Raw genomic sequence first — 23,707 nt, forward strand, 5'->3', positions numbered from 1 at the left:
CCCTCAGGCTGTGGACAAACGGTTCTCCACAGCCTGAGATGGACGCAGGACGTCCATGCCGGAGAGGCGGGGGGACATGGCACCTGAACAAATGGCCGAGTACCCGGAGAACCAGGAGGGCGGGCAGAGCGGGGAAGGCGCGCAGGAGCCGCTCCCGGCGCGGCCGCTCGACGCCATCGACCGGGACATCCTGCAGATGCTCCAGGCGGACGGCCGGGCCTCGATACGGTCGGTCGCCGAACGGGTGCACGTCTCGCGCGCCAACGCCTACGCGCGGATCAACCGGCTCGTCGAGGACGGAGTCATCCGGGGCTTCGGCGCCCGGGTGAACCATGAGCGCGCGGGCCAGGGGACGAGCGCGTACATCACCCTGAAGATCGTGCAGAACACCTGGCGGACCGTGCGGGAGCAGCTCAGACAGCTGCCCGGCGCCTCCCACATCGCCCTCGTGGGGGGCGATTTCGACGTCCTGCTGCTGGTGCACACGCCGGACAACAGGGCGCTGCGCGAGGTGGTGCTGACCCGGCTCCAGGCCATCCCCGAGGTGCTCAGCACCCGCACGCTGCTGGTGTTCGAGGAGGAGGACCTGGAGCCGCAGGGGTAGCCTCCGGGGCCTGCCCTGTCCTGGTCTAGTGCTCGGTGCGCAGGCCGGCGAAGACCAGGCGCACCACCGCGTCGGCCACGTCGCCCTCGACCATCCCCCGGCCGCCGGGCCGGTACCACTCGACGATCGAGTTGATCATCCCGAAGACCAGCCGGGTGGCGAGCCGCACCTCCACGTCACCGCGTACGTCCCCGTCGGCGGCGGCCGCCTTCAGCAGTTCGGCGACGCGGTGGTCGAAGTCGCGGCGCCGCTCCAGGGCCCACCGCTCGGTGTCGGTGTTGCCGCGCACGCGCAGCAGCAGCGTGACGTACGGCAGTTCGCCGATGAGGACCTCGACCATGCGCCGTACGACGTACTCCAGGCGTTCCACGGAGCGCCCCACGCGCGCGTGCTCCTCCTCGAGGATCCCGAACAAACCGTCCAGGGCACGGCTGACGGCCCGGCGCAGCAGCTCCTCCTTGCCGGCCACGTGGTGGTAGATCGACGACTTGGAGATGCCGGCCGCGCGGGAGAGGTGCTCCATGGACGTGCCGTCGTAGCCGCGCTCGTTGAAGACCTGGACGGCGACGGAGAGCAGGGTCTCGGGGGTGTACGTGTCGCGCTTGGCAGTGGTCACGAGGCGCCCTCCCGCTTCTCGGTGGCGAAGGAGTGCCGGTACAGGGCGAGGGACGGCGCGTAGCGGCCGGAGGGGTCGCGCTCGTGCAGGTCGTCCAGGAGCGAGAAGGCCCACATACGGCCCAGGCGGCGGCTCCACTCGAAGGGGCCGAGGGGGTAGTTCACCCCGAGGCGCATCGCGGTGTCGATGTCCTCCTCGGTGGCGACGCCCTTGGCGACGGCGTCGTGCGCGAGGTCGACGATCCGGGCGACCGTGCGGGCGACGATCATGCCGGGGATGTCGCCGATGACGCTGACGTCCTTGCCGAGCGCCTGGAACAGGCCGATCGCCTCGGACAGGGTCTGCTGCGAGGTGTCCTGGGAGGCGGACAGGGCGATCCGGGTGGCCTTGCGGTAGTCGAGGGCGAGGTCGAAGTAGACGACGTCGCGGAACTCCACGGAGGTCTGGCCGTCGGCGAGGGCGAGCTGGCCGCCGCCGGGCAGCACCAGCCGGGTGCCGTGGTCCTCCTCGTCCGCGCGGACCTGGATGCCCGCCTCGCGGATCAGCGCGAGCAGCTCGGAGGCGGGGCCCAGGTCGCCCTCGGCGAGGACGTAGGCGGGCGGCTGCTGCCTCTCGGCGGTGTGCGGCTCGGCCGTCTCGCCCTCCTCCCCGTGGTCGTACCAGCCCTGGCCGGTCTTGCGGCCGAGGCGGCCGGACTCGACGAGGCGGCGCTGGGCGAGCGAGGGGGTGAAGCGCACGTCCTGGAAGAAGGCCTGCCACACCGAGTGGGTGACGGACTCGTTGACGTCCTGCCCGATCAGGTCGGTCAGTTCGAAGGCGCCCATCCTGAAGCCGCCGGACTCGCGCAGGATCGCGTCGATGGTGGCCGGGTCGGCGCCCTGAGCCTCGTAGACGGCGAACGCCTCGGCGTAGAAGGGCCGCGCGAGGCGGTTGACGATGAAGCCGGGGGTGTCGGCGCAGGCGACCGGGGTCTTGCCCCAGGAGCGTGCCGTCTCGTACGCGCGCGTGGCCGACGTGACGTCGGTGGCGTACCCGGAGACGACCTCGACCAGCGGCAGCAGCGGCGCCGGGTTGAAGAAGTGCAGGCCCACGAGACGGCCGGGGTTGCGCAGGGCGCCGCCGATGGCCGTCACCGACAGGGAGGAGGTGTTGGTGGCGAGCAGACAGTCCTCGCCGACCACGTCCTCCAGTTGGCGGAACAGCTCCTGCTTGACGTCGAGCTGCTCCAGGACGGCCTCCACGACCAGTCCGCAGTCCGCCAGGTCGGTGAGGCTGTCCGCGGCCAGCAGACGGGCACGTGCGATGTCCCGGTCGGAGGCGGCGAGACGGTTCTTCTCCACGAGCCGGTCGAGGCGGGCGCCGATCGCGGCGGCCGCTTCCCCGGCCCGGCCGGGGACGGCGTCGTACAGCCGTACGGGGTGGCCCGCGACCAGCGCGACCTGGGCGATGCCCTGGCCCATGGTGCCGGCGCCGACGACGGCCACGGGGCTGCTGAGGTCGAGTGCTGTCATGTGCGCGATCCTCCCGCACGGGGTTTTCCACAGATGCGGCAGGCCCCCTTGTCCCGACCGATCGTTCGGTTACTCTAGCCCTGACTGGCTGTTCCTGCCCAGGCTTCCGCCAGGTCATGAGCTCGACGGAGAGTTCTCAAGACGAGGAGTTGGTCCCGCATGGCCGCCGCCGAACCGACCGCGCACGCTCTGATCGCCCAGCACCGGCCCACCCTCGACCAGGCCCTGGAAGCGATCCGCACCCGCGCTTACTGGTCCCCCCACCCGGAGCACCCCAAGGCCTACGGGGAGAGCGGCAGCCTGGACGCCGCGGCCGGCAAGGCCGCCTTCGACGCCCTTCTGGGCACCCGCCTCGACCTCGGCCAGCCCGGCACCGACGACTGGGTGGGCGACGAGACCTCCCCGTACGGCATCGCCCTGGGCGTGACGTATCCGCACGCGGACGTGGACGTGCTGCTGCCCGCCATGACGGCCGGACAGCGCGCCTGGCGCGAGGCGGGCGCGGAGGTCCGCGCGGTGGTCTGCCTGGAGATCCTCAAGCGCATCGCCGACCGGACGCACGAGTTCGCGCACGCGGTCATGCACACCTCCGGCCAGGCGTTCATGATGGCCTTCCAGGCGGGCGGCCCGCACGCGCAGGACCGCGGCCTGGAAGCGGTGGCGTACGCCTACGCCGAGCAGGTCCGCACCCCCGGCACGGCGGAGTGGAGCAAGCCCCAGGGCAAGCGCGACCCGCTCGCGATGACCAAGACCTTCACCCCCGTCCCACGCGGTGTCGCCCTGCTGATCGGCTGCAACACCTTCCCCACGTGGAACGGCTATCCGGGCCTGTTCGCCTCCCTGGCCACCGGCAACGCGGTCCTGGTCAAGCCGCACCCGCGCGCGGTGCTGCCGCTCGCGCTGACCGTGGGCGTCGCGCGCGAGGTGCTCGCCGCGGCCGGCTTCGACGCGAACCTCGTCGCCCTGGCCGCCGAGCGCCCGGGCGAGGGTATCGCCAAGACCCTGGCGACCCGCCCCGAGATCAAGATCATCGACTACACGGGATCCACCTCCTTCGGCGACTGGCTGGAGGCCAACGCCCGGCAGGCGCAGGTCTACACCGAGAAGGCCGGCGTCAACACGGTCGTCGTGGAGTCCACCGCCGCCTACAAGGGCATGCTCGCCAACCTGGCGTTCTCGCTGTCCCTGTACAGCGGCCAGATGTGCACCACCCCGCAGAACCTGCTGATCCCCCGCGACGGCATCCGCACCGACGAGGGCCCGAAGACCTACGACGAGGTGGTCGCCGACCTCGCCCGCTCCGTCGACGGCCTGCTCGGCGACGACGCGCGCGCGAACGCGTTGCTCGGCGCGATCGTCAACCCGGACGTCAAGGCCAGGCTGGAGGCAGCCGCCGGCCTCGGCGAGGTCGCCCTCGCCTCCCGCGAGGTGAGCAACCCCGAGTTCCCGGACGCGGTCGTGCGCACGCCGGTGATCGTGAAGCTGGACGGGGCGCGGAAGTACTGGGAGGGGGCGGACGACGAGGCCGCGTACATGGGCGAGTGCTTCGGTCCGGTCTCCTTCGCCGTCGCCGTCGACTCCGCCGCGGACGCGCTGGCGCTGCTGCGGCGGACGGTACGGGAGAAGGGGGCGATGACCGTCGGGGCGTACACGACCGACCCGGTGTTCGAGCGGGACGTGGAGGAGGTGTGCCTCGAGGAGGCCGCGCAGTTGTCGCTGAACCTCACGGGTGGGGTGTACGTCAACCAGACTGCCGCGTTCTCCGACTTCCACGGGTCGGGGGGCAACCCGGCGGCCAACTCCGCGCTGTGCGACGGGGCGTTCGTGGCGAACCGGTTCCGGGTGGTCGAGGTGCGGCGGGACGCCTGAGAGGTCGGGAGCCTCGGGGATTGCGCGACTGCGGGTGCGTCGTGGCTGGTCGCTCCCCCACTCTCGGCGGAGCCGCATGTCAATACAGCCCCGCGCCCCTTACGGGGGCGCTGTGCGCCCCGTCAGGCTCCAGTGGTACAGCGTCATCGCCACGCTCGTCGCCAGGTTGTAGCTGGAGACCTGGGGGCGCATCGGGAGGGACAGCAAGTGGTCGGCGCGGGCGCGTAGTTCGGTGGAGAGGCCGGTGCGTTCGGAGCCGAAGGCCAGGAGGGCGTCGTCGGGGAGCTTGACGCTCCGCAGGTCGTCGCCCTCGGGATCCAGGGCGAACACCGGGCCTGTGGGCAGCTCGGACACGGCCAGTCGCTCCACCGCGGTCGCGAAGTGCAGGCCCGCCCCGCCGCGTACGACGGTCGGGTGCCAGGGGTCGAGCGTGCCGGTGGTGACCACGCCGGTCGCCCCGAAGCCGGCGGCCAGCCGGATCACCGCGCCCGCGTTGCCCAGGTTGCGCGGGTTGTCGAGGACCACGACGGGCGCGGTGCGAGGGGTGTGTGCCAGCCTCGCCAGCTGGGCCTCGCGGGAGGGGCGTACGGCCAGGGCGGCCACGGCCGTGGGGTGCGGGCGCGGGACCAGGGAGACGTACGTCGTCTCCGGGACCTCCGTCAGGAGGGCGTCCAGCGTGTCCCGTACGTCCGGGGCGAGGTCGTCGGCGAGGGCGAGCGCGGCCGCCCGGTCGGCGGTGACCGCGACCGGCACCTCCGCTCCGAAGCGCACGGCGTGCTTGAGGGCGTGGAAGCCGTCGAGCAGGACGTGCGAGTCGGCCAGGCGGTGCCAGTCGCTCACGGTCATGTGGGGGAGCCTACGTGGGTGGGCTCGGAGTTCTCCGGAGCGCGCTGCTGCGGCACCGGCGCACGGCCGTCGCGCGAGAACACCAGGACACGCGCGCGTACCGCCCATCCGCCCAGTCGGCGCAGGAACGGCGTCGGCAGGAAGACCGCGTCCGCCGCGATCATCGCCAGTGAGAAGAACGGCAGCCCGAGGATCACGGCGATCGCGGCGTGCTCGGTCATCATCACCGCCAGCAGCACGTTCTTCACCCGCCGGTTGAACAGCGTGAACGGGAAGGCGACCTGCACGACGACCGTGCCGTACGTCACCAGCAGCACCATCGTTCCGCTGCTCGACAGCAGGTCGCCGAGGGCGGGCCAGGGGGAGAAGTAGTCCAGGTGCAGGGGGTAGTAGACGGCGGTGCCGTCCTGCCAGCGCGAGCCTTGGATCTTGTACCAGCCGGCCGTCGCGTAGATCAGACAGGCCTCGGCCATGATCACGAACAGGGCGCCGTTGTGCAGGATGTTGGCGATCACGTCCAGCAGGATCCGGGGCTCCGCCGACCTGGCGCGGCGCCCGACGAGCCACCACAGGGCCTGCGCGGCCCACACCGTCCACAGGAGCGCCGGAATCGTCCACTGGCTGTGGAACCGGCCCATTGCCGTCACCGTGATCAGCACGGCCCCGAGGACCAGCCACAGGGCGGGCCCGACCCGGTCGGTGACCCGCTCCCCACGCGCGCGTGCCTCCTCGGCGCGGCGCGCCCGGCGGGCGTCCAGCGACCACACCCGGCCGCAGCGCGTGAACAGCAGGTAGATCGACATCAGGTGCAGGACGTTGTCGCCGCCGTCCCCCATGAAGACGCTGCGGTTCTGCAGCGAGAGCACGCCGACCATGAACAGCACGGACATCGTGCGGGTGCGCCAGCCGACCAACAGCAGGACGCTCGCGAGCACGGCGACGGCGTACACGATCTCGAACCAGACCCGCCCGTCCGACCACATCAGGGCCGTGAACGCGCCATTGGTGTCGATCAGCTGCCGGGCCAGGATCCAGTTCCAGGGACCGTCGGGGCCGTAGAGCTCGGCGCGGTGGGGGAGCTCGCGCAGCAGGAACATCAGCCAGGTCGCGCTGAAGCCGATACGGACCACGGCGCTCTGGTAGGGGCCGAGCGCGGACTCGGTGACGCGCGCGATGGCGGCGGACACCGTCAGGGTGAACCGGTTCACCGCGCACCTCCCTCGGCCTCGGCGTCCGGCACCGTCCACCAGGGCAGCACCCGGTACATCGGCGTCGACGACGTCTTCTCCTCGCTCCACTTCGGCGGGGTCACGTTGACGGTCCGGGAGCGGACCTGGACCCGCTCGAGCACCCCGTCCTCGCCGGCGGCGCCGCCGTGCTCCAGGCGCAGCTCGACGATCCGGCGCAGATAGGTCTCGGAGAGGGCGCCGCGCAGACCGACGGGGCGGTTGTCGGAGCCGTGCGAGGCGGTGAAGAAGTCCCAGGCGCGGCGCAGCTCGTTCTGCTGGGTGTGGCTCGGCACGATGTTGCGGTCGATGGCCCGGCCGTCCTGCGCGGACAGGTCGTACCAGCCGGTGGTGCGCGAGCCGCCGTCCGCGGTGCTGATCTCGGCGCGGACCTGGACCGCGATGTTCTGCTGGAGCGGGTTCGGCGCGAACAGCTTCCAGTTCTGTTCGAACTCGGGGTAGACCCAGTCGTCGATCGCCTCGCCGTGCGTCTTCGTCACCGTGTTCGAGGGCGCGACGTGCAGGAACACCATTCCCAGGTGCACACAGACGGCGACGGCGACGACGGCGAGCGCCAGGGCCGCGCCTATCTGGTAGCGGGGGGAGAGCGCGGCCACACCGGTGCGGGGTTCGGGCGGAGGCGCGCCGTCCGGGGGCGCGCTGCTCAGGGGCGTGGCGCCCGTCGGTGGGGTGTCCTCCGGCGGGGTGCCCTCCGGTATGGCGCCCTGCGGCTGCGTACTCACCGGCGCGGCGGCCGTCGGCGGAGTCTCCACCTCCGGTTCCTGCGCCGTCCCCGGCGCCCGTGCGGCGTCAGGCCCTTTGTCGTACGCGTCCATTCCGCCCCGTTCCCCGATCCCGGTCGACTTCCCGTGTCTGCTGCGTCGCGCAATCGCGAACGGTACTCAGCCCCACCCGCTCGGCGCAGCCCCTCCCCGCCCGCAGGTTATCCACAGCGGTTGACACCTTACGACGGCCGTCCCACCATGGAATCGAACGGACCGAACGATCGGTCGGGAGCGCCGGGAAAGATCCGGGCGACAGATCCGGGAAGACAGATCCAAGAAGACAGAGGGGGACCTCATGGCGACAGCTACCGCGCCCCGCGCGGCCGGCGACGAGGCGTACCAGCACGCCTTCGACGCCGCCGTGGCCGCCGACGAGCGCATCGAGCCCCGCGACTGGATGCCCGACGCGTACCGCGCGACCCTGGTGCGGCAGATCGCCCAGCACGCCCACTCCGAGATCATCGGCATGCAGCCGGAGGCCAACTGGATCTCGCGCGCGCCCTCTCTGCGCCGCAAGGCCATCCTGATGGCGAAGGTCCAGGACGAGGCCGGCCACGGGCTCTACCTCTACAGCGCCGCCGAAACCCTCGGCGTCGGCCGCGACGAGTTGCTCGACAAGCTCCACACCGGTCGCCAGAAGTACTCCTCGATCTTCAACTACCCCACGCTGACCTGGGCGGACGTCGGCGCGATCGGCTGGCTCGTGGACGGCGCCGCGATCACCAACCAGGTCCCCCTGTGCCGCTGCTCGTACGGGCCGTACGCGCGCGCGATGGTCCGCATCTGCAAGGAGGAGTCCTTCCACCAGCGCCAGGGGTACGAGCTGCTGCTGGCCCTCAGCAGGGGCACCCCCGAGCAGCACGCCATGGCGCAGGACGCGGTGGACCGCTGGTGGTGGCCGTCGCTGATGATGTTCGGCCCGCCCGACGACGAGTCCGCGCACTCCGCGCAGTCCACGGCCTGGAAGATCAAGCGCCACTCCAACGACGAGCTGCGCCAGCGCTTCGTCGACATCTGCGTCCCCCAGGCGGAGTCCCTCGGCCTCACCCTGCCCGACCCGGACCTCCGGTGGAACGAGGAACGGGGGCACCACGACTTCGGCCCGATCGACTGGACCGAGTTCAAGGAGGTCCTCAAGGGCAACGGGCCGTGCAACGAACAGCGGATCACCCAGCGCAGGCAGGCCCATGACGAGGGCGCGTGGGTCAGGGAGGCCGCCGCGGCGCACGCGGCCAAGCACACCGGCGAAGCGGCTGGACACACCGGCGAAGCGGCCGGGCACACCGGCGACAGGCACGAAAGGGAAGTGGGACAGGCATGACGAACACCGACTGGCCGCTGTGGGAGGTCTTCGTGCGCTCCCGGCGCGGCCTCTCCCACACCCACGCCGGCAGCCTGCACGCGCCGGACGCGGAGTTCGCCCTGCGCAACGCCCGCGACCTGTACACCCGGCGCGGCGAGGGCGTGTCCATCTGGGTCGTGCCGTCCTCGGCGGTCACCGCCTCCTCGCCGGACGAGAAGGACCCGTTCTTCGAGCCGTCCGCCGACAAGCCGTACCGCCACCCGACCTTCTACGAGATCCCGGAGGGGGTGCGGCACCTGTGACCACGACCGTCCCGGTGACCGCCGCCCTCTGTCTCGGCGACGACGCCCTGGTGCTCTCCCACCGCCTCGGCGAGTGGATGGGCCACGCGCCCGTGCTGGAGGAGGAGGTCGCCCTCGCCAACATCGCCCTCGATCTGCTGGGCCAGGCCCGCGTCCTGCTGTCGATGGCCGGCGACGAGGACGAACTGGCCTATCTGCGCGAGGAGCGCGCCTTCCGCAACCTCCAGCTGGTCGAGCAGCCGAACGGCGACTTCGCCCACACCATCGCCCGCCAGCTGTACTTCTCGACGTACCAGCATCTGCTGTACGCCGAACTGGCCGCCGGTGACGGGCCGTTCGCCGGGCTCGCCGCCAAGGCCGTCAAGGAGACCGCCTACCACCGCGACCACGCCGAGCAGTGGACGCTGCGCCTCGGCGACGGCACGGACCTCAGCCATGAGCGGATGCGGACGGCGTGCACCGCGCTGTGGCGGTTCACCGGCGAGATGTTCCAGCCGGTGGAGGGGCTCGACGGCGTGGCGCCCGAGGCGCTGCGGGACGGCTGGCTGGAGGCGGTCGGCGCGGTGCTGCGGCGGGCCGGTCTGACGCTTCCCGAGGGACCGCGGTCCGGTGCCTGGACGGCCGGCGCGGGCCGGCAGGGCCTGCACACCGAGCCCTTCGGCCGGATGCTCGCCGAGATGCAGCATCTGCACCGCAGCCACCCGGGGGCGTCATGGTGACCGCCACCGCCCTGGAGGCGGAGCTGCTCGCGCTGGCCGGTTCGGTACCGGACCCGGAGCTTCCGGTGCTCACGCTGAGCGAGCTGGGCGTGGTGCGCGGGGTGCGGGTCCAGGACGCCGGCCCGGTCGAGGTCGAGCTGACACCGACGTACACCGGCTGCCCGGCGGTCGAGACGATGGCGTCCGACATCCGGCGGGTGCTGCGGGAGCACGGAGTGCGGGACGTCACCGTGCGCACGGTGCTGGCCCCGGCCTGGTCGACGGACGACATCACGGACGAAGGCCGCCGCAAGCTGCGGGAGTTCGGCATAGCGCCGCCCCGGACGACACGGGACACCGGCCCGGTCGCGCTCACCCTGGGCCCCACCAGGACGCTCGACGAGGACCCGGTGCGCTGCCCGCACTGCGGCAGTGCCGACACCGAGCTGCTCAGCCGGTTCTCCTCCACCGCCTGCAAGGCGCTGCGCCGCTGCCTGTCCTGCCGTGAACCCTTCGACCACTTCAAGGAGTTGTGATGGACCGAGCTGTGGCGGCCCGAGCCGTGACGGCCCGCTTCCACCCGCTCCGCGTGGCCGCGGTGGACCGGCTCACCGACGACTCCGTCGCCCTCACCCTCACCGTCCCCGAGGCCCTGCGCGAGGAGTACCGGCACGCGCCCGGTCAGCATCTCGCCCTGCGTCGGGTGGCCGACGGCACCGAGATCCGGCGGACCTACTCGATCTGCTCCCCCGCCCCCGACCCGGCCGGCGAGGGGCCGCGCACCCTGCGGGTGGGCGTGCGGCTGGTCGAGGGCGGCGCGTTCTCGACGTACGCGCTCAAGGAGATCGGCGTCGGTGACGAGCTGGAGGTGATGACCCCGGCGGGCCGCTTCACGCTCGACCCGGCGCCCGGACTGTACGCGGCGATCGTCGGCGGCAGCGGCATCACCCCGGTGCTGTCGATCGCGGCGACCCTGCTGGCGCGCGAACCCGGCGCCCGGTTCTGTCTGATACGCGGCGACCGTACGGCCGCGTCGACGATGTTCCTGGAGGAGGTCGCCGACCTCAAGGACCGCTGGCCCGACCGGCTCCAACTGGTCACCGTGCTCTCGCGGGAGGAACAGCAGGCGGGGCTGCCGTCCGGACGGCTGGACCGGGAGCGGCTCACCGGGCTGCTGCCGGCGCTGCTGCCGGTGGCGGAGGTGGCGGGCTGGTTCCTGTGCGGGCCGTTCGGGCTGGTGCAGGGCGCCGAGCGGGCCCTGCGGGAACTGGGGGTGGCCCGGTCCCGTATCCACGAGGAGATCTTCCATGTGGACAGCGTCGTCCCGCCGCCGGCCGCGGCGGCGCCCGCGCACGCCACGGTGACGGCCCGGCTCGACGGCCGCGGCGGCAGCTGGCCCGTGCGGGACGGGGAGTCGGTCCTGGACACCGTGCTGCGCAACCGGCCCGACGCGCCCTACGCCTGCAAGGGCGGGGTGTGCGGGACCTGCCGGGCCTTCCTGGTCTCCGGCGAGGTGCGCATGGACCGCAACTTCGCCCTGGAGCCGGAGGAGACGGAGGCCGGGTACGTGCTGGCGTGCCAGTCCCATCCGGTGACGGAGGCGGTGGAGGTGGACTTCGACCGGTAGGTGAGGTGCGGGCCGTTCCCCTGAGGTGGGGTGCGGGGCGTTCCCTTCTTCTAGAACCTGTTCTATCTTGACGGATCGTCAGATCCGGGCGGAGCCGCGCGCCGGATCAGCCGACCCGTCGGAGAGGACAGGCCGTGGACTTCACCTTCAGCGAGGAGCAGCAGGCGGCGGCCGAGGCGGCGCGCGGGGTGTTCGCCGGGGTCGCGCCCGACGCCGTGCCGAGCCCCGCGCTCACCCAGGGCCGCCCGGTGGCCGACGACCTCGACCGGGAGCTGTGGGGCAGGCTCGCCGCCGCGGACCTGCTCAGCCTGCTGCTCGACGAGGAGTACGGCGGGGCCGGCCTGGACGCCGTCGCGCTGTGCCTGGTGCTGCGGGCGGCCGGGAAGGTGCTGGCGCGGGTGCCTCTGCTGGAGAGCGGGGCCGCCGCAGCGGCCGTACAGGCGTACGGCGGGCCGGAGTTGAGGTCCGAGCTGCTCGCCCGGTCGGGGCGGGGCGAGGTCGTGCTCACCGTCGCCTCGAACGGCCGTACCGGGCACGACGCGGCCGAACTCGCCGTGACCGCCCGGCAGGACGGCGAGGGAAGCGAGGGAAGCGAGGGAGGGGCCGACTGGATCCTGGACGGGGTGCAGACGGCGGTGCCCTGGGCCCATGAGGCCGACCACATCCTCGTACCGGCGCGCACCGGCGACGACCGCAGCGTCCTCGCCGTGGTCGCGCGGGAGCGGGAGGGGGTCGTCCTCGCCGAGCAGATCTCCACCACGGGGGAGCGGCTCGGCGAACTGCGCCTGGAGTCGGCGCGGATCCCGGCCCGGTACGTCCTCGGCGCCGACGGTGCCTGGGAGTGGCTGCGGCAGCTGCTGGCCACGGGGACCTGCGCGCTGGCGCTCGGCGTGGGGGACCGGGTCCTCGGGATGACCAGCGACTACGCGAGCAAGCGGGAGCAGTTCGGGCACCCGATCGCCACGTTCCAGGCCGTCGCCGTGCAGGCCGCCGACCGCTACATCGACCTGCGGGCGATGGAGGTCACCCTGTGGCAGGCCGCCTGGCGGATCGCCTCCGGGGCACCGGGCGCGCTGCCCGCCTCCGGCGATGTCGCCGTGGCCAAGATCTGGGCCTCGGAGGGGGTACGGCGCATCGTGCAGACGGCGCAGCATCTGCACGGCGGGTTCGGTGCCGACGTCGACTATCCGCTGCACCGCTATCACGCCTGGGCCAAGCACCTGGAGCTGTCGCTCGGGCCTGCGGCGGCGCACGAGGAGGCACTGGGCGACCTGCTGGCCGCCCATCCCCTCGTCGGCTGACGCGGCCGCGCCCTGAAGGGGCATGGGGCTGCGTCGACATTGCGGCTCCGCGGCACATCCCGCGGAGCGGTTAGGCGGCGCTGGAAGGCGCCGGGAAGCGCCACGTGGCGCCGGAAGGCCCCGGGAGGCTACAGAACAGCCCCCGGCCGTCCGTCGTCCGTCACGACGGGACGGCCCAGGGCCTGCCAGACCTGCATGCCGCCGTCGACGTTCACGGCGTCGACGCCCTGCTGGGCGAGGTACATGGTGACCTGGGCCGAGCGGCCGCCCGAGCGGCAGATCACATGGACGCGGCCGTCCTGCGGGGCCGCCTCGGTCAGCTCGCCGTAGCGGGCGACGAACTCGCTGATGGGAATGTGCAGCGCGCCTTCGGCGTGACCCGCCTGCCACTCGTCGTCCTCACGGACGTCCAGCAGGAAGTCGTCGTCCTTGACGTCGCCGACCTCGACCGTGGGCACCCCAGCTCCAAAACTCATGCCCCCGACGCTACCGGACGTGACGGACCCGGCTCCCTACCCCACGAGCTCGGCGAGCTCCGCCTCCTTCTTGGCGACATCGGCCAGCAGCTGCTCGGCGATCTCGTCGAGGAGGCGGTCGGGGTCGTCCGGGGCCATCTTCAGCATGGAGCCGATGGCGCTGTCCTCCAGGTTGCGGGCGACCAGGGTGAGCAGTTCCTTGCGCTCGGCGAGCCACTCCAGGCGGGCGTAGAGCTCCTCGCTGGGGGTCGGGCGGCGCTCGGCGGGCGGCGGCCCGGCCGCCCACTCGTCGGCGAGCTCGCGCAGTGCGGCCTCGTCGCCACGGGCGTAGGCGGCGTTGACGCGGGTGATGAACTCCTCGCGCCGCGCCCGCTCCCCGTCCTCCTGCGCCAGGTCGGGGTGGGCCCTGCGCGCCAGCTCGCGGTAGAGCTTGCGGGCCTCGTCGCTGGGCCGCACCCGCTCCGGGGGCCGCACCGGCTGCTCCGTGAGCATCGCCACGGCCTCAGGGAAGAGTCCTTCGCTGTCCATCCAGCCGTGGAACAGCTCCTCGACCCCCGGCATCGGCAGCACCCGGGCCCGTGCCTCCTGCGCCTTGCGCAGGTCCTCGGGATCGCCGGTGCGGGCCGCCCTGGCCTCGGCTATCCGGGCGTCCAGCTCGTCGAGCCGGGTGTACATGGGGCCGAGTTTCTGGTGGTGGAGCCGCGAGAAGTTCTCGACCTCGACGCGGAAGGTCTCCACCGCGATCTCGAACTCGATCAACGCCTGCTCGGCGGCCCGCACGGCCTGCTCCAGCCGCTCCTCGGGCCGCGGCTGCTCAGCTTCGGGGGTCGTCACCCGACCAGCGTAGGCCAAGCCCGCACGACCCGAGACAGCTCCCGGCCTCACCGTCGCGTTCCACACGTTCCACGCACCTCACCGGGACGTCGCCCTTCTCACACCCCCGTCTCCGCCGCGATCCTTCCCGCCCGTACCGCCGTCACCAGGTCGTTGTGGTCGGCCTCGGTGCGGTCGGCGTAGGTGACGGCGAAGGCGGCGATCGCCTCGTCGAGTTCCTCGTTCTTGCCGCAGTAGCCGGCGATCAGACGCGGGTCGGCGCTGTGGGAGTGGGCGCGGGCCAGGAGGGCGCCGGTCATCCGGCCGTAGTCGTCGACCTGGTCGGCGGCGAGCGCGGCCGGGTCGACGCTGCCCTTGCGGTTGCGGAACTGCCGTACCTGGAAGGGCCGCCCGTCGACGGTGGTCCAGCCCAGCAGGATGTCGCTGACGACCTGCATCCGCTTCTGGCCGAGGACCACCCTGCGGCCCTCGTGGTCCTCGGCCGGTGTCTCGAAACCGGCTGTCCGCAGATGCGGCACCAGGGCGGAGACGCGCGCCTCCTTCACCTGGAGGATCAGCGGCTCGCCCCGGTGGTCGAGGAGCAGGACGACGTACGAGCGGGTGCCCACGCTGCCCGTGCCGACGACCCGGAAGGCGACGTCGTGCACCGCGTGGCGGGCCAGGAGCGGGTGACGGTCCTCGGAGAGGGTGGCCAGGTAGGGCTCCAGGGACAGCGCCACCGCCGCGGCCTCCTCGTCCGGGACGCGGCGCAGCACCGGCGGGGCGTCGACGAAGCGGCGGCCGCCGTCCTCGGTACGGGTGGTCGACTTCGCCGCGAACCGTCCGCTGGTGTTGGCCCGCGCCTTCTCCGAGACCCGCTCCAGCGTGCCCACCAGGTCATGGGCGTCGGTGTGCGAGACGAGTTCCTCGTCGGCGATCGCGTTCCACGCGTCCAGCACCGGGAGTCTGGCCAGCAGCCGCATGGTGCGGCGGTAGGAGCCGGCCGCGCCGTGGGCGGCCTGGCGGCAGGTGTCCTCGTCGGCGCCGGCCTCCCGGCCCGCGAGCACCAGGGACGCGGCGAGCCGCTTGAGGTCCCACTCCCAGGGGCCGTGGACCGTCTCGTCGAAGTCGTTGAGGTCGATGACGAGGCCGCCGCGGGCGTCCGCGTACAGACCGAAGTTGGCCGCGTGGGCGTCACCACAGATCTGGGCGCCGATCCGGGTCATCGGGGTACGGGCGAGGTCATGGGCCATGAGCCCGGCCGCGCCACGCAGGAACGCGAACGGGGTCGCCGCCATCCGGCCGACCCTCATCGGCGTCAGCTCCGGGATACGGCCCTGGTTGGACTCCTCCACGGCCGTCACCGCGTCCGGGCGGGACGCGTCCAGATCGAGCACGGCATGTGTGGAACGCGGCACCGCGTCCCGCAGCGCCTTGCCGCGCTCCTTCGGCGTGAGGGTCCCGACGCCCGCCTCGTCCCCCGCCTCGGCCTCCGCCGCGGACCGCCCGGCGAATCCGCGCACGTGCGGCAGTCTGCGCGCCTCGCCCGCCACCGCCGCTGCCCCTGCCCCTGCCCCGACCTCGGTCACGGCGACCGCCTCCCCCGCATCCACGTCCATGTCGATCAATTCGAGCCGACGGTACAGCGCGACGGCCGGATCACGTCAGCCCTGTGGACAACTCAGAGGTTGTGGACAACTCCGCACCGGCGTGACCTCGTACGTCGAGGCGCGGACGGTCGCGGATGAACGGTTACGAACGGCTGCGAACGGTACGGAGCACGGCAGGGTGTTCGGCGGAACGAGGAGGCTGTGCGGCGGCATCGCCAGTCTCATCGGTTTCCTACGGTTTCGTTCGGAACATGCAGGTCACAGCCGCGTGTGGGGCCACAGTCGTGCCATGACCACTTCTCAGGTACCGCAGCCGGCCGACCCGGCCGTCCCGAACGAGACTCCCGCAGCGGAGCCGTTCCTCACTCTGCACACCACTGTCGTGCTGCTCGCCGCGCTCGTGATCGGGCTCGTCATCGGCGGTCTGACGGTGTTGACCGGGGCTCCCGTGGCCGCTTCGGTCATCGCCGGACTGACCAGCTTCGGCGCCACCATCCCTGTCCTGCGTGCCCTGGTCCGCTGATCAGCGGCCGTTGAAGGCGTCCTTCAACCTGGAGAACAGTCCCTGTTCTCCAGGTTCGAACTGCCCTGCGGGTGCTTCTTCACCCCGCAGCCTGGCCAGACGGCGCACCAACTGTTCCTGTTCGACATCGATCCGGGTCGGTGTCCGTACCTCGATGTGGACAAAGAGGTCGCCGCGGCCGTCGCCCTCTGCGCGCGTGATGCCCTGACCCTGCAGACAGATCGAGTGCAACGACTGGGTACCGGGCTGGATTTCGACGTTGCGCAAGCCGTCGAGCGTCTCCAGGGGCACCTTCGTTCCGAGGATGGCGGCGGTCATCGGAATGGTGACCGTGCAGTGCAGGTCGTCATCGCGGCGCTCGAAGAACGGGTGAGGCAGCACATGGACCTCGACGTTCAGGTCGCCGGCGTCGCCTCCGCAGACTCCTGCCTGGGCTTCGCCCCGCAACTGGATCCGAGCGCCGTCCTCGGTACCGGAGGGGATCGCGACGGTGAGCGTACGACGTGACGGCACACGACCCTGGCCTCCGCACTGAGGGCAGGGGTTCGGTACGACCGAGCCGACGCCCGCGCACTTGGGGCACGGTCGTGACCGCATGACCTGCCCCAGAAAACTCCGGGTGACCTCGGACACCTCGCCACGGCCCTTGCACATGTCGCACCACTGCACCGAGGTGCCCGGTGCGGCGCATCCCCCCTGGCAGGTGTCGCACGAGACGGCCGTGTCCAACTCGATGTCCTTGGTCGCGCCGAACGCGACGTCCGAGAGCTCGATGTCCAGAACGACAGTGATGTCCCGCCCTCGTCGAGCACGGCTACGGGGCGTTCGCTTCGTGGTGCCGAAGAAGGCGTCCATGATGTCGCTGAAGTCCGTGGGCCCTTCGGGCCGGGCGTCCTCAGCCTCTGTCGGCTTCTTTTCGCTGATCGCATCGTCGTCGACGGCGCCGTTCCCGGACTCCGGCGCCGCGCTCGGAGGCGCCGCGCTCGGAAAGGAGACGGCGTTCAGCCGGGCCGAGGCCTCACGCTCGGCCTCCTCACGGATACGGGCGGCGTCCGCCGCGGCCTGCTCGCGCTGCTGCCGCGCCTCGTCCCGGGCCGCCGCGAGTTCGTCCGCGATCGTGCTGCGCAGCCGGGCCCGTTCGGTGGCGGCCTGGTCACGTTCGGCCTGGGCCTGAACCAGGAGTTCCTCGGCCCGGGCCGCGGCCACGGCCCTGATGCTTTCGGCTTCCTTCTCCGCCGCCAGCAGAACACGGTCCTGTGCCGCGCTCGCCGCATTCCCCACGTCCGCCACGTCCGCCGCGTTCGCCGCGTCGTGCCGGCTCGCCCCGTCCGGGCCCGGTCCGTCCGTGCCCGGTCCGTCCGGGCTCGGTCCGTCCGTGCCCGGTCCGGCCGGACCAGCTGCCGAGGCAGCCGTCGTCCGCGCGTTCGAAGCCGCTTCGGAAGCCTCCGGCGGCGCGGGGTTCCGACCGGGGCGTTCTTTGATGCGCAGCCGTTCCAGTTCCTGCCAGCGAAGGCGCCAGGGCTGAAGTCGGCTGTCGGTGCGCTGGACCGGACGGCCCTCGTCCAGGGCCAGGAGTGTCTGAACCATGGCGATGAGGTAGTCCTGGCGCGGCAGCCGCCTGCCGTTGAACGCCTCGCTCAGCGCCGCGGTGGACAGCGGGCGGGCGCGGGGCGCGTTCTGCTGCAGTGTCCGCAGCGACGGACTTCCGCACGAGATGCGCAGCTCCGTCAGGGCCTCGGCGAAGCGGGCCAACTCCTCGCCGTACGACCGCGTAGACGGCTGGGCTGAGCTGTCGTGGTCGGTCACGATGTCCCCCTGGCGGTATGCGATATCACCGTAGAGGACGCGTTCGGCGAACGGCACCGAAATCGACCGAACGGCGGCAGAACCGGCCGAGCACGCTGCCGCGCAGGGCGAGCACATATCGTCCCATTGACGTCGCCGCCGTACACGCCACCACCCGCCCGGCCCGTCTTCCTCCGCGCCACGTCCCCTTGGAGAGACTCCATGGCACAGACCCCCACCCCGCAGAAGGAATTCCTGAGGGGAAAGGGAGCGGCCTCCCGGGTGCGCGGGATGATGCTCGGCCTTGCCCTGGGGGACACGCTGGGCGCGGCCCAGGGCAAGCCTCCGACCGGCGTCCCGCTGCGGGCCGGGGTCAGCACCCAGTTGGCCTGCTTCACCGCCGAGGGCACGATCCGCGCGTGGGTGCGCGGCAATCACAAGGGCGTCTGCCATCCGCCGTCGGTGGTGGGGCACGCGTACTGCCGTTGGGCGGCCCTGCAGGGGATCGAGGTCGAGCGGATGCGCCGACGCTGGGCCCACGGCACGTATGTGTGGCCGGACGGCTGGCTCGCCCAGGTGCCGGTGCTGGCCGAGCGGCGCGGTTCGGCACCGGCGACCGTGGCGGCCTTGTCCAAGATCGAGCAGGGCGACATGGGGAAGCCGACGACCAGTCGCGGCTGCCACGCGCTCACCCGTACCCTTCCCGTCGCCGTGGTCGGCGCCGCACACGGATCGAAGCAGTCGATCAAGCTGGCCCAGGAGATCGCCGCCCTCACCCACGGCGACCCGGCCGCGCAGTCCGCGGCAGCCCACGCGGCTGTGCTGGTCCAGCACTGCCTGACCAGCGTCCCCGAGTCGAAACACTCTCCTTTCGGTGAACGGCCGCAGGTGCGGCAGGCCCTGATGGCCGGCGTCCATGCTCTTTCCGCTGCCGCTGCCGATGCCGCTGCCGACACCGCGGCCGACGCCGACGCCGACTCCGACGCCGACTTGACCGTCGGCGAGCGCGACCGGCTCATCGCGGCACTACGGCAGGCCGAGGATCAGCCCGCGGACGCGGGACGGCTCGCGAGGCTCGCCCCGGACGCCACCGCGCCCTCGGCACTGCTCGGCGCCCTGTATGCCGCCGCCTCCTTCCCCGACCGGGACCAGGTGGGTGCCGCACTGCGCTTCGCCGCCGGGGCACCGGACGGCGACTCGGTCGCCTGCGTGACCGGCGCGCTGCTCGGAGCGGCGCACGGCGTCGAGGCGCTGCCCGTCGATCTGGTCAGCCGCCACGAACTGTCCTGGGTCCTCGACACCCTGGCCCGCGACCTCGTCGCCGAGCTCACCGACTCCCCCAGCGGCAGCGAGTACACCCCGGGCTGGGACCCGCACTGGTGGGACCGCTACCCCGGCTGGTGACCCTACGGCTCCTCCATCGACCGGCCTCGCCCCGCGTCACCGAAGGTCTTTTCGGCCAACGGCGGCAACCAATCGTCCAGCGGCGACCACTGCGGTCCGACACAGCCGTCGGGCCGAAGGAACCGCGCCATGAGACAGCCCCGTACGACCAGTTGGACGCTCACCTTCGAGTTCGCGGGGGGCGAGAAGGTCACCCAGGGCTGGAACGCCGAGTGGAAGCAGTCCGTCACCACCATCACCGTGAAGAACACGAGCTGGAACGGCTCGCTGTCCACCGGGACCACGGTCACCGCGGGCTTCCTCGGCTCGCGCGCCGGCGCGACTGGACTCCCGACGGGGTCGGCGGCTTCATCATGAACGCCGGCAGCGCGACCGAGATCACCGAGTTCGACGAGTGGATGGTCCGGGACTTCTGGCGCCACATCAAGAACCGCTTCGGCTACTGACCCCGCCACCTGTGCACGCGCCGCACGCGCCGCACACCCACGCACCCACGCACGTACGCACACGCACGTACGCAAGGAGAACTGTCACATGAGCCACTTCGGACGGCATCGGAAACGGTGGACGGCGACCGGCCTGCTGATCGGCGTGCCCGCCGTACTGGGCCCGTACCTGCTGCTCTCCGCCGAGTCGGAGTCCGAGGCCGCGACGATCGACGTCAACGCCTACTACCGGCTGGTGTCGGTACGCAGCGGAAAGGTGCTGGAGGTCGAGGGGAACTCCACGGCCGACGCCGCGAAGGTCGTGCAGAGCACCGACGACGGCGGCACGAACCAGCAGTGGCGGCTGAAAGCCACCGGCGACGGCTACTACGAGCTGGTGAACCGGGGCAGCGGCAAGCTGCTGGAGGTCAAGGGCGCCTCGAAGTCGAACAACGCGGCGGTCGACCAGCTCACCGGCTCCGGAGCCGCGCACCAGCAGTGGAAGATCGCCGAACTCGGCAGCGGCGCGCTCAAGGTCGTCAACCGGGGCAGCGGCAAGCTGCTGGACGTCAAGGCGAAGTCGAAGGCGGACGGCGCGGCGATCGTCCAGTACAAGGACAACGGGGGCACCAACCAGCAGTGGAAGCTGGCGGTGGTCCCCGGCACCGCGTCCTCACCGAGCCCCTCGCCGTCGGCCACGGCGTCCGCGTCGGCGTCCGCGTCGGCCTCGCCCACCGCGTCGCCGTCCGCCACGACCCCCACGACCGCCGCCGGCACCTCGCTCGCCGAACACCTCACCGTGTCCAAGGTGACGCTGCCCACGGCCTTCTCCTACCTGGAGTCCGGCTACAACGGCCTCCCGCAGTGGACCCGGGTCGACACCCAGGCGGCGCCCGACGGTTCGCTGCGGGTGGCGTGGCCCGCGTCCGACGGCGTGCATGTGACCTCGCTGTCATCGAAGCTGGCCCGCGAGGGCTCCGACACGGTGGTCCCGGGCACTAAGGAGGTCAGCGGCCTGGTCGCCCACGACGACGGCTTCGCGCTGCTGACCCGCGTCGCGGACTCCAACAAGTGGAACGACACGGCCGCCGCCCTCGTCCGGTACAAGAACGGCTCCGCCCTCTTCAACAAGAAGCTGACCGGCACCGCCAGCAACGACACCTCGCCGGTCCTCGACGGCGCGCTGAGGTGGAACGGCAGCCAGTACGGCGCCTACTTCGTCGTGCACGGCGCGGGCGGCTTCGCCGACGGTCACTACGGTGACAAGCAGGTCTACGTCGACGGCACCGGGACCACCAAGTCCGGCGGCTGGGACTGGGGTTGCAGCCACAACGAGGGCATAGCCCTGGCCGCCGGGGACTCCGGCGCCTTCCCCTCCGTGTGCTTCGACGACTGGCGCTCCGGACTGTTCGTCAGCACCGGGATCGCCGCGCCGGACGAGGCCCCCGTGGTGCAGCGCGAGCAGTGCTGGGCGGGTTACTGCGGCGGCGCGTACCCCAGCTCCTCCGGCGACCTGGTGAAGACCTCCACCGGCGGCTACGCCACCGCCTTCGCCGACCGCGGTGCCGCCTCGGCCGTCAAGAACAGCGCGGACAGCAGCGGCCGCGGCTGGACGGTCACCCCGAAGACCGACACCCACCAGGTCACGGTCGCGCTGCTGAAGAACGCCTCCACCCCCGGCAGCACGGTCACGCTCACCGACGACAAGGGCACCGACCACGTCAACGTCCACGTCGCCCCGTACGGCAAGAACCTGCTGGTCTCGTGGGAGAGCGTCGCGAACGCCACCTGCAAGGACGGCACCTGCACGGGGAAGTTCACCGGCACCCACCTCCAGGTGATCGACCCCACCGGGAAGCCGGTCGGCGAGGACGAGGTCGTGGACGCCCATATCTCCGGTGACATCACGACCCTCCCGGACGGCAGCCTCAGCTGGGCCTTCGTCTCCGCCACCCCCGACTACGGCTCCTCGCTGTCGGGCGCCTCCCCGACCACCACGACACTCTCGATCGCACGCCTCGCGAGCTGAACCCGGACCGCACGGGACGAGGGGCCGAACCGCACGCCGGTTCGGCCCCTCGTCCGTGTCTCAGCAGGCATCGAAGCCGAACTCGCCGACCTGCTGTCCCCTGGACCGGACCGCTCACCGGTCTCTTGACGACGTCGGCTACTGTGCACGCCTGAGTGACGCAAAGGGGGCAGACCAGGCGGAGGGCGAGGCTGTGTCGGACGAGGGACGGCTCGTTGCCGGGCGGTACCGGCTGGTCGAGCGCATCGGCCGTGGAGGCATGGGCACGGTGTGGCGTGCCGAGGACGAACTGCTCGCCCGCCAGGTCGCGCTGAAGCAGCTCCACCCGCGGCCGGACCTGTCCGAACCCGAGGTCGCCACGCTGTACGAACGCACCCGCCGCGAGGCGCGCAGCGCCGCCCGGGTCGCCCATCCCAACGTGGTCGTGGTGCACGACGTCGTCGAGGACGACGGGCGCCCCTGCATCGTCATGGAGTACGTCCCCGCGCCCACCCTCGGCGACCTCCTCGACGGCGGCCGGACCGTGCCCCCGGAGGAGGCCGCCCGCATCGGCCTCGGCATGATCGCCGCCGTCCGGGCCGCGCACACCGCCGGCGTCCTGCACCGTGACATCAAACCGGGCAACGTCCTCCTCGGTGCCGGGGGCCGGGTCGTCCTGACCGACTTCGGCATCGCGACGACCACCGACACCTCGACCCTCACCCGGACCGGGGAGATGATCGGCTCCATCGACTTCATGGCCCCGGAGCGGATCCGCGGGCGGACGCCGGGCCCCTCCTCCGACCTGTGGTCGCTGGGGGCGACGCTGTACCAGGCGGTCGAGGGGCGTCCGCCGCACCGCCGCGGCACCGCCATGGAGACCGCGTACGCCATCGCCGTCGACCCGCCGGCGCCGATGCGGCAGGCCGGTGCGCTGGAACCGCTCATCGAGACCCTGCTGGCGAAGGACCCCGAGGCCCGCCCCACGGCCGAGCAGACGGAACGCGCCCTACGGGCCACCTGCTCCCCCGCCCCCGAGCCGTCGACCCGCCCCGCCCACCACAGGCCCGTCCCCGCCCCGACGAACGAGCCGTCGTCCGGCTTCGCCCGCCACGGATCCACCACCGCCACGACCGAGCCGTCGGCCCGCCTCACCCACCCCGGGACGGCCGCGAGCCCGGACACAGCGCCCGTCTCCCCGACGCGGCGGGCGGAAAGGGCCCGACGGGGCCGCAAGCGGGGGCGCCGTGCCCTCGTGTCCCTGGTCACCGTCCTGGCCGCGACCGCCGCGGGCGTGGCCGTCTACGCCTCCCTGCCCGAGGGCGGGACGGCCGGCGGGACGGCGCCGGAGATCGGCAGGGCCAGTAGTGACGTCACCCCGTCGGCCACGGTCCCGCCCGTCCCCGACGGCTACCACCTGGTCCGGGACCAGCAGCTCGGCGTCTCCTTCCCGGTGCCGGACGGCTGGACGGAGAAGAAGGGGCAGAGCGACGAGGTCACCTACGCCGACCCGACCGGACTGGCCGGCATCACCATCGGCATGGTGGACCCGGCGGGCTCGCACCCCGTCGAGCACTTCACGGACATCGAGACGAACACCAAGGCCAACTACCCGACGTACCGCAGGCTGCGGCTGCAGAAGACCACGTTCAGGGAGCAGCCGGCCGCGATCTGGGAGTTCACCTTCCACGGCCGCGCCCGTGTCTTCCGCGCCATCGACCTCGGATACGGCAGGGCGGGCGGCCGGGAGTACGACATCTACCTGTCGGCCCCGGACGCCCAGTGGGACACGTACCGTCCCGTCTTCGACGCCGTACGGGACGGGTTCACCGGCTGACCTGCCGGCCCTGAGACCTTCCTCACAAGCCAACAGCAGCCACCAGCAGCCCGCGGCACAAAAAGACGGACCGCGTGTTTCTCCCCACACAACGGATCGGGCGGCATCGTGATCACGATGCCGCCCGATCCGTCACTG

The 23,707-nt window shown here is 72.0% G+C and carries 21 protein-coding genes and 1 pseudogene; 13 read left to right on the forward strand and 9 right to left on the reverse strand.

The genetic code is table 11. The features are described from left to right. Positions 1-76 precede the first annotated feature (76 nt). The gene (locus tag ACLZN2_RS09135; protein WP_416977866.1) at positions 77-604 is read left to right on the forward strand and encodes an Lrp/AsnC family transcriptional regulator; all 528 of its coding nucleotides are present in this window, start codon (positions 77-79) and stop codon (positions 602-604) included. A gap of 25 nt (positions 605-629) precedes the next feature. On the opposite strand, the gene ACLZN2_RS09140 is transcribed toward ACLZN2_RS09135, so the two are convergent. Further along, on the reverse strand, positions 630-1,220 hold the full coding sequence (locus tag ACLZN2_RS09140; protein WP_416977867.1) for a TetR/AcrR family transcriptional regulator: 591 nt from the start codon (positions 1,218-1,220) through the stop codon (positions 630-632). Then, a complete protein-coding gene (locus ACLZN2_RS09145; protein WP_416977868.1) occupies positions 1,217-2,731 on the reverse strand; it encodes a 3-hydroxyacyl-CoA dehydrogenase in 1,515 nt (504 codons plus the stop codon). Before ACLZN2_RS09145 ends, ACLZN2_RS09140 begins: the two co-directional genes overlap by 4 nt. A gap of 159 nt (positions 2,732-2,890) precedes the next feature. Between ACLZN2_RS09145 and paaN the strand changes: the two genes are divergently transcribed. Further along, positions 2,891-4,600: a phenylacetic acid degradation protein PaaN gene (gene paaN, locus ACLZN2_RS09150; protein ID WP_416977869.1), complete on the forward strand. Its 1,710-nt coding sequence runs from the start codon at positions 2,891-2,893 to the stop codon at positions 4,598-4,600. Between the two features lie 99 nt (positions 4,601-4,699). Here the strand turns inward: paaN and ACLZN2_RS09155 are convergent, their stop codons facing one another. From ACLZN2_RS09155 to ACLZN2_RS09165, 3 genes are read right to left on the reverse strand one after another with little or no spacing between them, the layout of a single operon-like run. Further along, positions 4,700-5,446 carry a TrmH family RNA methyltransferase gene (locus ACLZN2_RS09155; RefSeq protein ID WP_416977870.1) on the reverse strand — a complete coding sequence of 249 codons (747 nt, stop codon included), beginning with the start codon at positions 5,444-5,446 and terminating at the stop codon, positions 4,700-4,702. Then, on the reverse strand, positions 5,443-6,654 hold the full coding sequence (locus tag ACLZN2_RS09160; RefSeq protein WP_416977871.1) for an HTTM domain-containing protein: 1,212 nt from the start codon (positions 6,652-6,654) through the stop codon (positions 5,443-5,445). Before ACLZN2_RS09160 ends, ACLZN2_RS09155 begins: the two co-directional genes overlap by 4 nt. Then, positions 6,651-7,508 carry a DUF5819 family protein gene (locus ACLZN2_RS09165; RefSeq protein WP_416977872.1) on the reverse strand — a complete coding sequence of 286 codons (858 nt, stop codon included), beginning with the start codon at positions 7,506-7,508 and terminating at the stop codon, positions 6,651-6,653. Before ACLZN2_RS09165 ends, ACLZN2_RS09160 begins: the two co-directional genes overlap by 4 nt. 244 nt (positions 7,509-7,752) lie before the next feature. Between ACLZN2_RS09165 and paaA the strand changes: the two genes are divergently transcribed. From paaA to ACLZN2_RS09195, 6 genes are all read left to right on the forward strand, one after another. Next, positions 7,753-8,778 (forward strand): 1,2-phenylacetyl-CoA epoxidase subunit PaaA, encoded by a 1,026-nt coding sequence (paaA, locus tag ACLZN2_RS09170; protein ID WP_416977873.1) that lies wholly within the window; start codon positions 7,753-7,755, stop codon positions 8,776-8,778. After that, entirely contained in the window at positions 8,775-9,062 is a 288-nt protein-coding gene (gene paaB / locus ACLZN2_RS09175) for a 1,2-phenylacetyl-CoA epoxidase subunit PaaB (RefSeq protein ID WP_416977874.1), read from the forward strand. Before paaA ends, paaB begins: the two co-directional genes overlap by 4 nt. Beyond that, positions 9,059-9,781: a 1,2-phenylacetyl-CoA epoxidase subunit PaaC gene (gene paaC, locus ACLZN2_RS09180; RefSeq protein ID WP_416977875.1), complete on the forward strand. Its 723-nt coding sequence runs from the start codon at positions 9,059-9,061 to the stop codon at positions 9,779-9,781. Before paaB ends, paaC begins: the two co-directional genes overlap by 4 nt. After that, complete coding sequence (gene paaD, locus ACLZN2_RS09185; protein ID WP_416977876.1) at positions 9,775-10,296, forward strand: 1,2-phenylacetyl-CoA epoxidase subunit PaaD; 522 nt, start codon at positions 9,775-9,777, stop codon at positions 10,294-10,296. The genes paaC and paaD overlap by 7 nt, the downstream gene beginning before the upstream one ends. Then, a complete protein-coding gene (locus ACLZN2_RS09190) occupies positions 10,296-11,387 on the forward strand; it encodes a 2Fe-2S iron-sulfur cluster-binding protein (RefSeq protein ID WP_416977877.1) in 1,092 nt (363 codons plus the stop codon). The genes paaD and ACLZN2_RS09190 overlap by 1 nt, the downstream gene beginning before the upstream one ends. Positions 11,388-11,521: 134 nt before the next feature. Further along, entirely contained in the window at positions 11,522-12,688 is a 1,167-nt protein-coding gene (locus tag ACLZN2_RS09195) for an acyl-CoA dehydrogenase family protein (protein ID WP_416977878.1), read from the forward strand. Between the two features lie 128 nt (positions 12,689-12,816). On the opposite strand, the gene ACLZN2_RS09200 is transcribed toward ACLZN2_RS09195, so the two are convergent. The 3 genes from ACLZN2_RS09200 to ACLZN2_RS09210 all read right to left on the reverse strand — a co-directional run bounded on the left by ACLZN2_RS09200 (position 12,817) and on the right by ACLZN2_RS09210 (position 15,596). Next, complete coding sequence (locus ACLZN2_RS09200) at positions 12,817-13,146, reverse strand: rhodanese-like domain-containing protein (protein WP_416978083.1); 330 nt, start codon at positions 13,144-13,146, stop codon at positions 12,817-12,819. 54 nt (positions 13,147-13,200) lie between these two features. Further along, the gene (locus ACLZN2_RS09205; RefSeq protein ID WP_416977879.1) at positions 13,201-13,998 is read right to left on the reverse strand and encodes a hypothetical protein; all 798 of its coding nucleotides are present in this window, start codon (positions 13,996-13,998) and stop codon (positions 13,201-13,203) included. Between the two features lie 98 nt (positions 13,999-14,096). Then, positions 14,097-15,596, reverse strand: a complete 1,500-nt coding sequence (locus ACLZN2_RS09210; RefSeq protein ID WP_416978084.1) for a DUF2252 domain-containing protein — start codon at positions 15,594-15,596, stop codon at positions 14,097-14,099. Positions 15,597-15,876: 280 nt separating this feature from the next. Between ACLZN2_RS09210 and ACLZN2_RS09215 the strand changes: the two genes are divergently transcribed. Then, positions 15,877-16,110, forward strand: coding sequence for a hypothetical protein (locus tag ACLZN2_RS09215; protein ID WP_416977880.1), 234 nt, complete (start codon positions 15,877-15,879; stop codon positions 16,108-16,110). Here the strand turns inward: ACLZN2_RS09215 and ACLZN2_RS09220 are convergent. Then, positions 16,111-16,980, reverse strand: a pseudogene (locus ACLZN2_RS09220) (DnaJ C-terminal domain-containing protein); the annotation flags it as partial. A 1,137-nt stretch (positions 16,981-18,117) separates the two neighbouring features. On the opposite strand from ACLZN2_RS09220, the gene ACLZN2_RS09225 reads away from it, so the two are divergent. The 4 genes from ACLZN2_RS09225 (at position 18,118) to ACLZN2_RS09240 (ending at position 23,569) form a co-directional block, all read left to right on the forward strand. After that, positions 18,118-19,299 (forward strand): ADP-ribosylglycohydrolase family protein, encoded by a 1,182-nt coding sequence (locus tag ACLZN2_RS09225; protein WP_416977881.1) that lies wholly within the window; start codon positions 18,118-18,120, stop codon positions 19,297-19,299. 129 nt (positions 19,300-19,428) lie between these two features. Continuing rightward, on the forward strand, positions 19,429-19,656 hold the full coding sequence (locus ACLZN2_RS09230) for a cellulose binding domain-containing protein (RefSeq protein ID WP_416977882.1): 228 nt from the start codon (positions 19,429-19,431) through the stop codon (positions 19,654-19,656). A 177-nt stretch (positions 19,657-19,833) separates the two neighbouring features. Further along, a complete protein-coding gene (locus ACLZN2_RS09235) occupies positions 19,834-21,753 on the forward strand; it encodes an RICIN domain-containing protein (protein WP_416977883.1) in 1,920 nt (639 codons plus the stop codon). A gap of 193 nt (positions 21,754-21,946) precedes the next feature. Then, entirely contained in the window at positions 21,947-23,569 is a 1,623-nt protein-coding gene (locus ACLZN2_RS09240; protein WP_416977884.1) for a protein kinase domain-containing protein, read from the forward strand. Positions 23,570-23,707: the final 138 nt, after the last annotated feature.

Source organism: Streptomyces sp. T028 (genome assembly GCF_048159505.1).
In the GTDB taxonomy this organism is placed as follows: Bacteria; Actinomycetota; Actinomycetes; order Streptomycetales; family Streptomycetaceae; genus Streptomyces.

Excerpts from the sequence above, each read along its gene's own strand:
- ACLZN2_RS09135 (WP_416977866.1), top strand. The coding sequence starts at position 77 with ATGGCACCTGAACAAATGGCCGAGTACCCGGAGAACCAGGAGGGCGGG.
- ACLZN2_RS09145 (WP_416977868.1), bottom strand. The coding sequence starts at position 2,731 with ATGACAGCACTCGACCTCAGCAGCCCCGTGGCCGTCGTCGGCGCCGGC.
- paaN (WP_416977869.1), top strand. The coding sequence starts at position 2,891 with ATGGCCGCCGCCGAACCGACCGCGCACGCTCTGATCGCCCAGCACCGG.
- ACLZN2_RS09155 (WP_416977870.1), bottom strand. The coding sequence starts at position 5,446 with ATGACCGTGAGCGACTGGCACCGCCTGGCCGACTCGCACGTCCTGCTC.
- ACLZN2_RS09165 (WP_416977872.1), bottom strand. The coding sequence starts at position 7,508 with ATGGACGCGTACGACAAAGGGCCTGACGCCGCACGGGCGCCGGGGACG.
- paaA (WP_416977873.1), top strand. The coding sequence starts at position 7,753 with ATGGCGACAGCTACCGCGCCCCGCGCGGCCGGCGACGAGGCGTACCAG.
- paaB (WP_416977874.1), top strand. The coding sequence starts at position 8,775 with ATGACGAACACCGACTGGCCGCTGTGGGAGGTCTTCGTGCGCTCCCGG.
- paaD (WP_416977876.1), top strand. The coding sequence starts at position 9,775 with ATGGTGACCGCCACCGCCCTGGAGGCGGAGCTGCTCGCGCTGGCCGGT.
- ACLZN2_RS09190 (WP_416977877.1), top strand. The coding sequence starts at position 10,296 with ATGGACCGAGCTGTGGCGGCCCGAGCCGTGACGGCCCGCTTCCACCCG.
- ACLZN2_RS09210 (WP_416978084.1), bottom strand. The coding sequence starts at position 15,596 with ATGGACGTGGATGCGGGGGAGGCGGTCGCCGTGACCGAGGTCGGGGCA.
- ACLZN2_RS09215 (WP_416977880.1), top strand. The coding sequence starts at position 15,877 with ATGACCACTTCTCAGGTACCGCAGCCGGCCGACCCGGCCGTCCCGAAC.
- ACLZN2_RS09225 (WP_416977881.1), top strand. The coding sequence starts at position 18,118 with ATGGCACAGACCCCCACCCCGCAGAAGGAATTCCTGAGGGGAAAGGGA.
- ACLZN2_RS09230 (WP_416977882.1), top strand. The coding sequence starts at position 19,429 with ATGAGACAGCCCCGTACGACCAGTTGGACGCTCACCTTCGAGTTCGCG.
- ACLZN2_RS09235 (WP_416977883.1), top strand. The coding sequence starts at position 19,834 with ATGAGCCACTTCGGACGGCATCGGAAACGGTGGACGGCGACCGGCCTG.